General features: G+C 54.1%; 8 protein-coding genes and 1 tRNA gene. 4 read left to right on the forward strand and 5 right to left on the reverse strand.

Annotated features, from left to right (window positions below):
* Positions 1-63 precede the first annotated feature (63 nt).
* Complete coding sequence (gene cysK, locus J0X19_RS05525; RefSeq protein ID WP_206982293.1) at positions 64-984, forward strand: cysteine synthase A; 921 nt, start codon at positions 64-66, stop codon at positions 982-984.
* A gap of 160 nt (positions 985-1,144) precedes the next feature.
* On the opposite strand, the gene J0X19_RS05530 is transcribed toward cysK, so the two are convergent.
* From J0X19_RS05530 to J0X19_RS05550, 5 genes are all read right to left on the reverse strand, one after another.
* Positions 1,145-1,218 (reverse strand) — tRNA-Ala (locus J0X19_RS05530).
* A 168-nt stretch (positions 1,219-1,386) separates the two neighbouring features.
* Positions 1,387-4,911 (reverse strand): TonB-dependent receptor, encoded by a 3,525-nt coding sequence (locus J0X19_RS05535; protein ID WP_206982296.1) that lies wholly within the window; start codon positions 4,909-4,911, stop codon positions 1,387-1,389.
* Positions 4,912-5,149: 238 nt separating this feature from the next.
* The gene (locus tag J0X19_RS05540) at positions 5,150-5,959 is read right to left on the reverse strand and encodes a DUF4397 domain-containing protein (protein WP_206982298.1); all 810 of its coding nucleotides are present in this window, start codon (positions 5,957-5,959) and stop codon (positions 5,150-5,152) included.
* A 33-nt stretch (positions 5,960-5,992) separates the two neighbouring features.
* Positions 5,993-9,232, reverse strand: coding sequence for a TonB-dependent receptor (locus tag J0X19_RS05545; protein ID WP_206982300.1), 3,240 nt, complete (start codon positions 9,230-9,232; stop codon positions 5,993-5,995).
* Positions 9,233-9,372: 140 nt separating this feature from the next.
* Entirely contained in the window at positions 9,373-9,960 is a 588-nt protein-coding gene (locus J0X19_RS05550; RefSeq protein WP_206982302.1) for a C40 family peptidase, read from the reverse strand.
* Between the two features lie 127 nt (positions 9,961-10,087).
* On the opposite strand from J0X19_RS05550, the gene J0X19_RS05555 reads away from it, so the two are divergent.
* The 3 genes from J0X19_RS05555 (at position 10,088) to paaE (ending at position 13,505) form a co-directional block, all read left to right on the forward strand.
* On the forward strand, positions 10,088-11,509 hold the full coding sequence (locus J0X19_RS05555; RefSeq protein WP_206982304.1) for an FAD-binding oxidoreductase: 1,422 nt from the start codon (positions 10,088-10,090) through the stop codon (positions 11,507-11,509).
* A 229-nt stretch (positions 11,510-11,738) separates the two neighbouring features.
* Entirely contained in the window at positions 11,739-12,320 is a 582-nt protein-coding gene (locus J0X19_RS05560) for a TetR/AcrR family transcriptional regulator (protein WP_206982306.1), read from the forward strand.
* 105 nt (positions 12,321-12,425) lie between these two features.
* The gene (paaE, locus tag J0X19_RS05565) at positions 12,426-13,505 is read left to right on the forward strand and encodes a 1,2-phenylacetyl-CoA epoxidase subunit PaaE (RefSeq protein WP_206982313.1); all 1,080 of its coding nucleotides are present in this window, start codon (positions 12,426-12,428) and stop codon (positions 13,503-13,505) included.
* Positions 13,506-13,509: the final 4 nt, after the last annotated feature.

The following is a 13,509-nucleotide window of genomic DNA, read 5'->3' on the forward strand; positions in this document are numbered from 1 at the left end:
TAGCTCATACCAACTAATCTCACTTAGCATCAACCACTAGCTACCACTCAAACACGCCAAGTAATGAAAGCCCATTCCATCCTAGACACCATCGGCAACACGCCGCTATTGCGCCTCAACAAACTTTTCGCCCAGCGGCCCGACGTAGAGGTTTGGGTGAAGCTAGAACGCGCCAACCCCGGCGGCAGCATCAAAGACCGGATTGCCTTGAGCATGATCGAGCAAGCCGAGCAAGACGGCATCCTGAACTCTGATAGCCTGATTGTGGAACCAACTTCCGGCAATACCGGCGTCGGTTTGGCTATGGTAGCCGCCGTGAAAGGCTATAAGTTGACGCTGGTTATGCCCGAATCCATGTCGATTGAGCGGCGGCGCCTGATGGCTGCTTACGGTGCCAACCTGGAGCTTACCCCCCGCGAGAAAGGCATGAAAGGCGCCATCGAGAAGGCCCACGAAATCGTGCAGAGCACGCCCGGCGCCTGGATGCCCATGCAGTTTGAGAACCCCGCCAACATCAAAGTACACGCCGAAACCACCGCTCAGGAAATTCTGCGCGACGCTCCCGAAGGCTTCGATTATCACATCACTGGCGTAGGTACCGGGGGCCACATCACCGGCGTAACGGAGGTGCTGAAGCCACTTTTTCCTAACATGAAAACCTTCGCCGTAGAGCCTGAACTGTCGCCGGTAATCAGCGGTGGCGCGCCTGGCCCGCACCCTATTCAGGGCATCGGCGCGGGTTTCGTGCCCGGCAACCTGCACCGCGAAATTCTAGACGGTACCATCCAAATTTCGCAGCAAGACGCTTTCGACATGGCCCGCCGCGCCGCCCGCGAAGAAGGCATTTTCATGGGCGTATCATCCGGTGCCTCATTGGCCGCCGTAGCTCAGAAGCTCGATGAAATGCCCCAAGGCAGCCGCGTCCTCACCTTCTGCTACGACACCGGCGAACGGTACTTGTCGGTAGAAGGTCTGTTTGTGTAACGCACGGTTTCAACTCTCAAGCTTTTAGCCACAGCAACGGCTTGCCAGATGGCAAGCCGTTGCTGTGGCTTGTCAGTTAGTAAAGCCAGTTGTATGAAGCAAAACTGGCAAAACGCAATGCATAAAAAAAGCCCAACCTATTCGGTTGGGCTTTCAAACGTGGAGAATATCGGAGTCGAACCGATGACCTCTTGCATGCCATGCAAGCGCTCTAGCCAGCTGAGCTAATCCCCCGTTTTCGTTTCTCATTCGCCGCTTGCGTTTGAGTGGGACAAAAGTACGGTAGGTTTTGGGATCTACAAGACCAAGCGCAAAAAAACACTGAAAAAATTAGTCTACGCACTAAAAAAAAGTGGGTTGGCACTAGTGCCAACCCACTTTTCAAGCAGCTAACCTACTGGCTTAGTTGAAGATGTAGCGCAAGCCAATCTGTCCTTGCCAGCGGGAACCCAAACCACCTGTATCGTTACGGAAGGTCTTGGTTAGAGGCGTACCCGCCGTTACTACGCCATCCGCAGCGTTACGGGTTGGATTCACGAAGTTCGGGAAGGTATAAACAGGCTGGCCAGTGGCATTGTAGCCAGCGAAAGTCAGCGGGTTGGTCCGGTTCGGCGTCTGCAACACGCCCCAATCTTTATTGATGAGGTTACCGATGTTGAAGATATCAATGCTCAGCTGAAGGGCGTTCCGATTCTCACCGAGGTTGGTGAAGATATCTTGCAGCAAACGGGCATCCAGGCGCTGCTGCCACGGCCGCACGGCACCGTTACGCTCGGCATACTCACCGCGGTGCTTGCTTAGGTATTTGTCCTGGTTGATGTAGTTTTCCAGGTCAGCAGACTGTTGCGCGGCAGTATAGCGGGCGTATTCCACTGCCGTCGTTGATCCTGCCGGCGTGTAGGTATAGATGATGTCCCGCAGGTTAATTTCACTTGGGTTGCGCGGGATGTACATCAGGTCGTTCGACGTCTGGTTGTCGCCGTTCATGTCACCGGAGTACACGTAAGAGAAGCGGCTAACCGGGGCAGCCTCGTAGAACAGCGAAACCGTAGTACCAAGGTGGCCAAGATACTCCTTGCGGAAAGAGCCCGAAGCAATGACGCGGTGCTGCTGCAGGAACTGCGAGTAGCTGAGGGCTTCAGCATTCGGGTCGCCGGAGATAGAACGGTCGCGCCAGATCGACTGGGCAATCGAGCCACCGTCGTTCACGGAACGCGAATTGGAATAGGTGTAAGCGGCACTCAGGTAGAAACCGCTGGAAAAAGACTTCTGCAACTGTGCCGTAGCCGCATACGAATAGCCTTTCTTGGTGTTCTTCATCAGAATGGCGTCGCTGATGTTGGGACGAGCAGCGGTATTGCCGCCCTGAGCCGCAGGTACCGAACCGTAAATCTGGTAGTTGCGGGTTGCCACGCGCAAATCAGCATTCGGAGCGGCCTGAGCCGCACCCAGCGTGTAGAAGATAGGGCGGGTATCGGCACCCTGCGACCGGGCAGAAGCTGCCGATTCGCTGCCGGGTAGGTTCACGTTCTGGTGATAAACGGCGTTGATGTCTTTCGTGTAGAAAGCCTCCAGCGTGGCAATAACGCCACCAGGCAGCACTTGGTCGACGGCCAGGTTGGTGCGCCACACCTGCGGGAACTTGAAGTCGCTGGCCGTTACGGCCAGGTTGTAGGAGGTATTAGCCGCGGCGTTCTGCGGACGATATGCATCCACGTCGGGGCTGAACGGATAGATAGAAGCATTGACGTTCGTAACGCCGTTGGTAGTCGTTGGGACAGAACCTGAAGTACTGAACGAGCCGAATTGCAGGCCGTTGTTGCTGGCTTGGTTGGACAGCCACACGAACGGAATACGACCAGTGAAGATGCCCGAACCACCGCGTACCTGCGTCTGCTTGTCGTCGTTCACATCCCAGTTGAAACCAACGCGGGGCGAAAACAACACCGATTTCTTAGGCACCCCACCCGTATTCAGTTTTACGCCGTCGCGGAAGGTTAAGGCCGCCGCATTTTCGTTCTGCAACAAGTCCGACGTCAGGAAAGGCAAATCAGCCCGCAGGCCATAAATCACTTTCAGGTTGTTGAGAGCCGACCATTCATCCTGTGCATACAGGCCCAACTGTGCGGCCTTCAATTCAACCACTGCCGATTGGCCAGGCGTGGTATACTGTAGATTGTAGCGGGCTGGACCCGGACGAGTACCGGTCAGAGGTGACACGCTCACGTTAGCACGGTCGTACGCAAAGCCGGCCGAGGCATAGAAATCCTCCAAGGAGTTGAAGGAGTAGTTGCCGTAGTAGTTAGGCGCGAAACCGTTCTGGAACTTGTAGAATTCGTTGTAGGTACCAACCGTTACGTTGTGCTTGCCTAAATACGCCGTGAAGTTGTCGCCAATCTGGTATACGTCCGAGTTCAGGATGTTGAAAGCCGTGAACGGCTCGTAACCGAACGAGGTGAGGGAGTTGGTAGCGTTGATACCATTGAGTTGGACAGTTGTAGTGCTGCGGCCAACCGAGGTTCCGATATCAACCAGCGGGAACGGGTTGCCGCCCCGGCTTTCGCGGAAGTCGCGGAAAGCGGAATAGCCAGCGGTTAGGTTGTTGGAGAACTTGCCACCGCCTAGTGTGCTGTTCAGTTCAGCAATAAACGAGTTCAGGTTGTTGTTGATAACGTAGTACGACGACGAGAACGGCAAGCCGAACTGCGACTGAGAGCGTTGGCCGGCAATAGCGCCCGAGGTGCTCGGTGGAATATCAGCGTACGATTTCAGGTAGTTGTACTTGATGTTGAAGCGGTTGTTCTGGTTGATGTTCCAGTCAACCTTTATCGTAGCCTTATCACTGTTAGAGCGCAGCTTGAAGTTTTCGTACGACCCTGGGTTGTAGCCATACTGCGTTTGCAGGAAATTGCTCAGAAAATCTAGTTCACGAGCTGAAGCTTGCGACGTTTGCGAGCCGGCGGGTGGCGTGGTGGTTTCGCGGTTGGCCGTGAAGTTGCCGGTCGGCGGGTCGGTGCGGCGCTCCTGCTCGGCATTCACGAAGAAGAACAGCTTGTCCTTGATAATTGGCCCGCCGAAACGGAAACCATAGTTCTTCAGCTTGAAGTTTGGATAGTCCTGCTTGAAGTCGCCAACCTTGCTGCCTACCAGGTCTTGGTCGCGGTAGAAACCGTACACCGAACCTGAGAATTTGTTGGTACCGCTCCGCGTCACTACGTTGATGCCAGCACCGGTAAACGAGCCCTGCCGCACGTCGAAGGGTGCAATGCTCACCTGAATCTGGTCGATGGCGTCGAGGGAGATAGGCTGGGCGCTGGCCTGGCCACCCACGGTCGACGACAAACCGAAAGCGTTGTTGAAGATGGCACCGTCAACGGTGATGTTGTTGAAACCGCTGTTGCGGCCGCCGAAGCTCTGGCCGTTGGCCTGCGGCGTGAGGCGGGTGAAATCGTTGAGCGAACGGTTGAGCGTGGGCAAACGCTCAATTTGTTCGCGCTGCACCGTGGTAGCCGCCCCTGTACGGCCCGCATTAATTACCGGATCCTGCCGGCCCGAAACCGTTACGCCCGCCAGTTGCGTACTGGCTTCGCTTAGGTTGATGTCGAGGCGGAGGTTCTGGCCCAGCGTTAGGAAAATACCTTCGCGAGTAGCCTCCTGATAACCTACAAACGTGATACGCACTGAGTAAGGCCCCCCCACCCGCATGTTCTGGATGTTGAAGCGGCCCTCGGAGTTGGTAGGTGCAACGTACTGCGTGTTAGTAGGTGTATGAATAGCAATGATGGTTGCCCCCGGTAGGCCGGCACCGTCCTTGTCAGTGATGACCCCATTCATGGCCGAGGTAGTGGTGCCTTGTGCCCACCCCTGCTGGACGGAAAGAACCGCCAAAAGCAGGTATAGAAGTTGACGGTAAAAACTGTTTTTCATGTGAAGTAGTTGATGAAACCCAACTACAAAAGTAATAGGCATGCACACTATTCTGATGTTATTAAAACATTATTAAAAAATAATTTACACCTTGATGTTATACCATAAATACTTTGCAATCATTTACATATAACATTTTACTACTAAACTGGTACTATGGCTGCAGTCTAAATAGGGCACAAAAAAGCGGGTGGAGAATTTCCACCCGCTTCTAAATTCAGCTTAAACTTCAGCTAGTTTAGTTATGCTGCACCACTGAAATTCCTAGGGAAGTAGCAGTAGGAGTAGCACTAGCCGCGACACCGCGTACGTACAGTGTATAGATCTTGCCAGCAGTGAATGTCAAAGACTGTGCAGTTCCGGCAAGTGGAGTAGTGGCAACACTACGCACATCCAGATTATAAGTACCCGCTGCTACTTCTGTGAAGTTAGCATAGGTGGTCACCGGAGCAGTAGTGCCACTGTTCAAGGCTCGGAAACCACGTAGCGGTGCTGCCGGGAAGAACGAGGTAGCACCGTTGAAGATACCGTACGTACCCGACGGGGCCAGATTCACGAAACGAACCTTAGCATTACCTGCTGCAGGTGCGGCTAGGTTATCTGTCAATACCAATGAGCGGATGCCGCCTTGATCTGTTGTACCGATTAAAGCACGGTTGGTAGGGTCCGTCAGAAACACCGTATAGTTAGTACCGCCCAAGAAAGAAGTGCGCGACACTAATGGACGAGCTGCTGAACCAGCAGGGGCATTACTTGGAATATTGGTTGGTTCATTGAAGATGAACAACCGCAATCCTGCAGCAATTGGAGTAATAGCTGAAGCTCCCAGATACGGCAGTGCGGTACCAAATGAGGCATTGTCTACTGTCACAGCTGTACCTGTTGCACCGGGCGCTGCATTCACCACCAATACCCGAGCTTGACCAACCGTAGATTCGGTTACCGGGGTAGGAGTGGCGTATTCAGGCTCGTCGCAACCAACCAGCACCGAAGCTACCGAAGCAGTCAGCGTGAGTTTGGTCAGAAACGAAGAAAAAGAGAATTTCATAAGTTGAAGCGTTTATCGAAGCCAGCTGACTGATTAAAACAGGTAACGAACACCAAACTGGGCCTGCCAGCGCGAAGCCAACTGGCTGATCTGATAGGCTACATTTGGCGTGGTAGCAGTACCCGTACCGTAGCTGAAAGTTGGGCGGCCGGTGGTGGTATTCTCCAGCCCCTGGTAACGAAGCAAACCATAGTTACCGTTTGCTACCGAGTAATCACGACCCCAATTTTTATTCAGCATGTTACCGAAGTTGATAACATCAACCGACAACTGAATAGTGTGATTTTTCTCACCAATCTTCGTGTAGATATCCTGTAGCAGACGCACGTCAATACGGTGCTGCCAAGGCGTACGGGCACCGTTACGGGCGGCGTATTCGCCACGATGCTCTTTCAGATAGTCGTCATTCTCGATGAATGCATTCAGCTCATTCCAGATTTGATCAACAGTCCGACGGTCGTTTACGCCATCCGTTACCAGTACAATCTCGCTCTGGTTGCGGGGGATATAAATCAGATCGTTCGAGCTACCTGAAGGGTTGCCACCGTCGCTGTTGATATCGTTACCGTAGTAGGTATACGAGAAGGGAGAACCCGACTGACCGTTGTAAAAGGCCGAAACGGTGGTAGCAAAGTGATTGGCGTATTCTTTACGATACGAGAGCGAGCCAATTACCCGGTGGCGTAGATCAAAGCTAGAATACGACAGCGGCAAGTTGTTAGGATTGCCTGCGTGCGGGTTGAATTCCCAGATAGATACGGCTGTTGAGCTAGTGCCCGAGTACAAGTCGCGCGATTGACCATACGTATAGGCGGCCGTAGCGAACAGGTCGCTATTAACCTGCTTCTTTAGTTCACCCGTGATGCTATACTGATGGCCTTTGCTGGTGTTAGTCAGCAAAATCACGTTGTTGAAGTCACGGTTATTGCGGTAACGAGCCGTACCAGCAGGATATACCGGACGACCATCGCCTTGCAGAACACCCGTTGGGTTTACCAAGTTGATATCTTGCGGTAGTACGTCATTCAGCGTCTTAGAGTAGATACCTTCTAGAGTAGCAACAATACCAGCCGGTAGACGGTAGTCAACAGCGAGGTTGGTACGCAGCAATTGCGGGTTGCGGAAGTCTTTGTCGGTTACAGCGATACTACCCTTAGCCGCGGTAGCTGGAGTAGCAGCAATCCGGTCGCGGAGGGTAGCATAGTTGTTGGTTAACTCTAGGCCCGTGCGCGTGGTGCTGTTGTTGGAATCAAACGTAGCAAAGTCGCGGCCAGTGTTGCCGTATTGGTTGGAAATCCACACATAAGCTGGGCGGCCGGTGAAAATACCAGCTCCACCACGTACCTGGAAGCTTTGATCTTTACGCACATCCCAGTTGAAACCAATCCGGGGCGAGAACTGAATCCGTGACTTAGGCAGGCGGTCAGTTTTTACGTCATAAGCAGGACCTTGAGCAGTGGCAACCGCGAAAGTTGAATCGACGCGAGAGTTGTACGACGGCGTATCAAAATACACGGGTAGGTCAAGGCGCAAGCCAGTAGTCAAGCGGAAATTATCCGTGATGTTATATTCATCCTGAGCATAAACGCCAAACTGAGCAGCACCGAACTTAGCTGTTGGGTTGCCACCGGGCAGTGCAAAGTTCTGGCGGTAACGGAAGTTACCCGTAAGATCATTATTTAGGAAAGCAGTAATGCTCGGAAAGTCATAACGACCTTGCGTGCTCTGCACAAACAGGTTATCGAAACGGAATATCTCGTTATTTGTACCCAAGGTCAGCACGTGCTTACCAGCAAACACGTTGAAGTTGTCGGTAATCTCGAGAATGTCCTGATCAAGGCGGTTAGCCACTGAGCTAAACTCTGAACCAGCAGAAATAGTACCGTTGCCAGCCGTAATGGTAATAGATGGGAACAGATCACCTACAGTGGAGCGGCTGTCTCGGATAGTAGAATAGCCTACCAGCAAGTTGTTGGCGTAACGGTTGCCGAAGCGGCTCTTCAGTTCAAGTACCGTAGAATTGGTTTTGCTTAGGAACTGGTACCCGTTGTTGCCGAAGCGGAAGTTGGTTAGGCTACGGGAGATGTTATCATCTGAAGCGTCTACGAAGTTGTGACGCAGCGTAAGCTGATGATTCTGATTGATGTTCCAGTCTAGGCGAGCAAACGCCTTGTTGCTGCGGGTTTCAGCGTTAATTTCACCGAAAGTACCTGCGTCATAGCCATAACTACGGAGCTTGTCAGAAATTTCTTGAAGCTGAGCAGTGTTGACAAAAGTCAGTAAGTCAGAGCTTGTATTACCAGTGATTTGCTCTAGGCTACCCGTACGGAACAATAGCGGCGCGGTACGACGAGTGATTTCTCCGTTAACGAAGAAAAAGAGTTTGTCTTTAATGATTGGACCACCTAAACGGAAGCCTGTCTGGTAATCGTTGAATTTAGCGAGTTTAGTGCGGTTACCAGAAGCGTCGGGAGTCGGGCTTTTACCAGCTGTATTTTGGTTACGACCGAAAGCGAATGCCGAACCAGAAAATTCGTTGGTACCGGAGCGGGTTACAGCATTGATACCTCCACCGCTGAAGCGGCCCTGGCGTACGTCATAAGGAGCAATTACTACCTGGAATTCCTGGATGGCATCCAGCGAAATAGGTTGGGTACCAGCTTGTCCACCTGGCGTGCCGGAGTTACCCAAACCAAACAAATCGTTATTGGAAGCACCGTCAATCTGTACGTTATTGAAACGGCCGTTACGACCCGATAGCGAGTTGCCGTTAGCCTGAGGCGTCAGGCGCGTGAAATCCTGGAAGCTCCGTGAGATGGTTGGGAGACGCTCGATTTGCTCACGACGCACCGTGGTAGCTGCACCCGTACGGCCTGCGTTGATTACGGGGTCTTGGGTAGCCGTTACGGTTACGCCTTCCAACTGAGTGGTAGTTTCGCTCAGGTTCAGGTCTAAGCGCTGGTTCTGACCCAAGCTTAGGAAAATACCTTCCCGAGTGATGTCCTGATAACCAACAAACGTCACGCGTACGGTGTAGGGACCACCTACGCGCATGTTTGGAATGTTGAATCGGCCCTCCGAGTTGGTGGGCGCTACATATTGCGTGTTCGTGGGAGTGTGTACCGCAATAACAGTAGCCCCTGGCAGACCATCACCTTGCTTGTCGGTGATGACACCGTTCATGGCCGATGTAGTTGTACCCTGGCTCCAGCCTGTGTGCGCGGCAAGCAGGAGCAGCAGCATATACATACTGCGCAGTAGTATTTGTCTCATATAAAAGGGAAAAGGTGAAAAAGCGTTTTTGAAAGAAGCCGCAAAAGTACTGCACGGTTTCCGCTACACTGTTACCATATCATTGTTGATTTTGCATTAAAAGTCAACTAATGAGAATAATGCAGCAGCGAAACGAAATCCTACAATGGCGGCCGTACCGCTTTAATGAAGCGGCTCAAATAGTAATCCGTTTCTAAGCTGTTTTCGATAACGCCTGACGAGCTGGAGGAATGGATAAATTGTACCCCTTCCGGTGTGGCTTCCGTCACGAGGCCCACGTGCGTGATGGTGCTGCTACCCGGCGACGCGCCGAAGAACAGCAAGTCGCCGGCTTTCAAATCCTGCGGTTTTACGGGGTTGCCCCACAGCGCCTGCTCATTACTGGAGCGCGGGATGGGCACATCAATGGCAGCAAAGGCATTGTATAGTAGGCCCGAGCAATCCATGCCCATGCGGGTGGTGCCGCCATACTTATAAGGAGTGCCCTGGTAGGAACGGGCCGTTTCAATAACCGTCACCATCTCGCGGCTGGCGTTCAGGGGGGTGCTGCTCCGCTTGGTTACAATCTTGGCCCGGCCCGTTGGGGTAGTGGTTTTGGTTTTGGCCTTGCTGACTGGCACCCGGCCGCGGCGGTTACGCTCGGCAGCCTTTATCCGGGCCATGTCGCGGGCCGAATAGTACCGGCCATTGCGGTAGTTTACTTTTCTGGAACCGCCGCAACTAGCCATTCCTACTACCAGCGCCAATAGTAATAGTGGCCACCAAAAACGTCTGTGCGTTGAATGATGTACCTTCGTCATGTATTCCCGCATTGGGTCAAAGATACGCGAATCAGCGTTAATGCTTCCTCCGTCAATGAATTATCAAGCCCTTACCCCCGAGCTGGTCGTTGCCTTCGAGGCCATTGTTGGACCGGCGCACGTTCTTACGGCGGCCCGCGCCGAAGCCACTGCCACCGCCGATGCCTATTCCGACTACGGCCGCGACCATACCGAAGACCTGCACTTCGCCCCCGATGTGGTGCTGCGCCCCGGTAACGCTGAAGAGATAAGCGAGATTGTGCGGCTGTGCAACGAGCACCATATTCCGGTGACGGCGCGGGGCGCGGGCACTGGCCTAAGTGGCGGAGCGCTGCCGGTGCACCATGGCGTGGTACTGAGCACCGAGCGGCTCAACCGCATCATTCAGATTGACGAGCGAAACCTGCAAGCCACCGTAGAGCCGGGCGTGATAAACGAGGTATTCCAGAATGCGGTGAAGGAGGTCGGCTTGTTCTATCCGCCCGACCCGGCCAGCAAAGGCAGCTGTTCATTGGGCGGCAACCTGGCCCATAGCAGCGGCGGCCCCAAAGCCGTGAAATACGGCACCACCCGCGACTATGTGCTGAACCTGCAAGTGGTACTGCCCACCGGCGATATTATCTGGACGGCGGCCAACACGCTGAAAAACTCCACCGGCTATAACCTTACCCAGCTGATGGTTGGTTCGGAAGGCACGCTCGGCATTATCACCAAAGTGGTATTCCGGCTCCTCCCCTATCCACAGCACAACATTCTGATGCTGGTACCTTTCCGGCAGACAGAGCAGGCCGCTGAAGCCGTGTCGGCGGTGTTCCGGGCGGGTATCATTCCGTCGGGCATGGAGTTTATGGAGCGGGAGGCCATTGCCTGGTCGTCGGATTACCTGAAAATTCCGCTTACGCTGCCCGAGGATATTCACGCGCACTTGCTGATCGAGCTGGACGGGCAGGACCTAGACCAACTGTATAAAGAGGCCGAGCAAGTGTATGGCGTGCTGGAAAATTACGACGTAGACGAAATCCTGCTGGCCGATACAGCCGGCCAAAAGGACGACCTGTGGCGTATCCGCCGTAATATTGGCAATTCGGTGCGCTACAACTCGGTATATAAGGAGGAAGACACGGTAGTACCGCGCGCCGAACTGCCCACGCTGCTCAAAGGTGTAAAGGAAATCGGGGCCCGTTACGGGTTCAAGAGTGTGTGCTACGGCCATGCCGGCGACGGCAACCTGCACGTGAACATCATCCGGGGCGAGCTGAGCGACGAGCAGTGGAACGTGGGCCTGCGCCAGCCGATTTCCGAAATATTCGAGCTGTGTGTGAAGCTAGGCGGCACCATTTCCGGCGAGCATGGCATTGGGCTGGTACAGAAAGGCTACATCGGCATTGCTCTCAAGGAAGCTAACCTGAACCTGATGCGCGGCATCAAGCAGGTCTTCGACCCGCACGGCATTCTGAACCCTGGCAAAATATTCTAGCCCAGCCGCAGCTTCTTGCTATCTAAGTATCCCCCATCGGAAAGTGGTTTCCGGTGGGGGATTTTTAGTTTGGGTAGATGCTCTTCCAGGCACTTTCACCATAAACTAACGTTTGTTAGTTTTTATAGTAGCTTTGTTTTCTTCAGGGCGCAGCCGCATTTCTTTCTACATACATCCGGCTGAGTCCTGCCCGCACCGAACTCCTCTCCCACCCTGACAATTCCCACCAATGGCCAAACGGGGTAAGATCAACCAGCGCCAACGGATTCTGGAAGAAGCCGCTAAACTGTTCAAGTCCAAAGGTTTTGCCGGCACTTCCATGCGCGACCTGGGCGGCGAAGTAGGCATGGAAGCGGCCAGCATCTACAACCACGTCAAGTCCAAAGACGAGATTCTGGAAAGCATCTGCTTTTACATATCCGACACCTACATTTCGCAGCTTGCCGAAGTAGAGCAGACGGCCACTCCTTACAGGGAAAAGATTGAAACCCTGATCCGGCAGCACATCCGGTTGATGCTGGAAGAAGGCGCAGCCGTATCAGTGGCCAACAACGACTGGAAATACCTGACCGGCGACAAGCTCACGGCCTTCAAAGACGCCCGCAAACGCTACGAGCACGGCTTCGCGGCCCTCATTGAGCAGGGCATTGCGGCCGGCGAGCTGCAACCCGTCAACGTATCGGTGGCGCTGTTTACTATCCTGTCGGCGGTGCGCTGGGTGGAACTGTGGTACCGGCCGGGCCGGGGCGTTTCGGCCGACGAGCTGGAGCAAAACATCCTCACCATGCTCTTGAATGGCCTAGCAAAATGAGTTGCCAGTTACCAGTTGTCGGTTGTGAGTTGCCAACTCATAGCCAGCCTAGCAACTGGCCACTGGTAACCGGCAACTGATAACTCACAACTGGCAACTGACTACATGAGTCGTTTTCATACGTTAAAAATCAAGCGGATTCAGCGGGAAACGCCCGATTGCGTGACGCTGGTCCTGGACGTACCCGCCGAGCTGACCGACACGTTCCGGTTCACGCAGGGGCAGTACCTCACGTTCCGGCGCGAGCACAACGGCGAGGAACTGCGCCGCTCTTATTCTATATGTAGCAGCCCCCTGGACGGCGAGTGGCAGGTGGCCATCAAGAAGGTGCCGGAAGGCCGGTTTTCGTCGCTGGCGGTGGAAAATCTGCGGGTAGGCGACGAACTGGAGGTGATGCCGCCGGCCGGGCGCTTCTACACCGAGCTGCACCCCACCAACGCCAAGCACTACGTGGCCTTTGCGGCGGGCAGCGGCATTACGCCGGTGTTTTCCATCGTCAAGACCATTCTGCTAACCGAGCCCCACAGCCAAGTGACGCTGATTTATGGCAACCGGGGCCGCAATTCCATCATTTTCAAGGAAGCCATTGAGGCCCTGAAAAACAAGTTTCTGCGGCGGCTAAGCGTCTACCATATCCTGAGCCGGGAGCAAAACGATACCGACTTGCTATTCGGCCGCATTGATGAAGTGAAAACCCGGCAGTTTCTGGACAAGCTGCTGCCCGCCAGCCAGATTGATGAGTGCTTTATCTGTGGGCCCGAGGAAATGATTCAGGGTGTGCGCGCTGCCCTCACTGCCGCCGGAGTACCCGCCGACCGAATTCACTTCGAGATGTTCACTTCGGCCGGCAGCCGCCAAGCTCAGACGGGCCCCGCCAAACCACACCCCAGCGGCACCGACGACAAGCACAGCCAGGTAACGGTGCAGCTCGATGGCAGCACGCGGGTACTGGAAATGTCGTACTACGGTGATACTGTGCTGGATGCGTTGCTGGAAACCGGGGCCGATGCGCCGTACTCGTGCAAAAACGGCATGTGCAGCACCTGCCGGGCCCGCGTCACGCACGGCACCACGGAAATGGACGTAAACTACTCCCTCTCCGAGACTGAAGTGGCGAAAGGCTACATTCTCACTTGCCAGGCCCGCCCCACCTCGGAGCAGGTAACGGTAGATTTCGACCAGTAAAGCA

Origin of the sequence: Hymenobacter telluris (genome assembly GCF_017313265.1) — a bacterium.
Lineage (GTDB): Bacteria > Bacteroidota > Bacteroidia > Cytophagales > Hymenobacteraceae > Hymenobacter > Hymenobacter telluris.

Excerpts from the sequence above, each read along its gene's own strand:
- J0X19_RS05560 (WP_206982306.1), top strand. The coding sequence starts at position 11,739 with ATGGCCAAACGGGGTAAGATCAACCAGCGCCAACGGATTCTGGAAGAA.
- J0X19_RS05535 (WP_206982296.1), bottom strand. The coding sequence starts at position 4,911 with ATGAAAAACAGTTTTTACCGTCAACTTCTATACCTGCTTTTGGCGGTT.
- J0X19_RS05555 (WP_206982304.1), top strand. The coding sequence starts at position 10,088 with ATGAATTATCAAGCCCTTACCCCCGAGCTGGTCGTTGCCTTCGAGGCC.
- J0X19_RS05540 (WP_206982298.1), bottom strand. The coding sequence starts at position 5,959 with ATGAAATTCTCTTTTTCTTCGTTTCTGACCAAACTCACGCTGACTGCT.
- cysK (WP_206982293.1), top strand. The coding sequence starts at position 64 with ATGAAAGCCCATTCCATCCTAGACACCATCGGCAACACGCCGCTATTG.
- paaE (WP_206982313.1), top strand. The coding sequence starts at position 12,426 with ATGAGTCGTTTTCATACGTTAAAAATCAAGCGGATTCAGCGGGAAACG.
- J0X19_RS05545 (WP_206982300.1), bottom strand. The coding sequence starts at position 9,232 with ATGAGACAAATACTACTGCGCAGTATGTATATGCTGCTGCTCCTGCTT.
- J0X19_RS05550 (WP_206982302.1), bottom strand. The coding sequence starts at position 9,960 with ATGGCTAGTTGCGGCGGTTCCAGAAAAGTAAACTACCGCAATGGCCGG.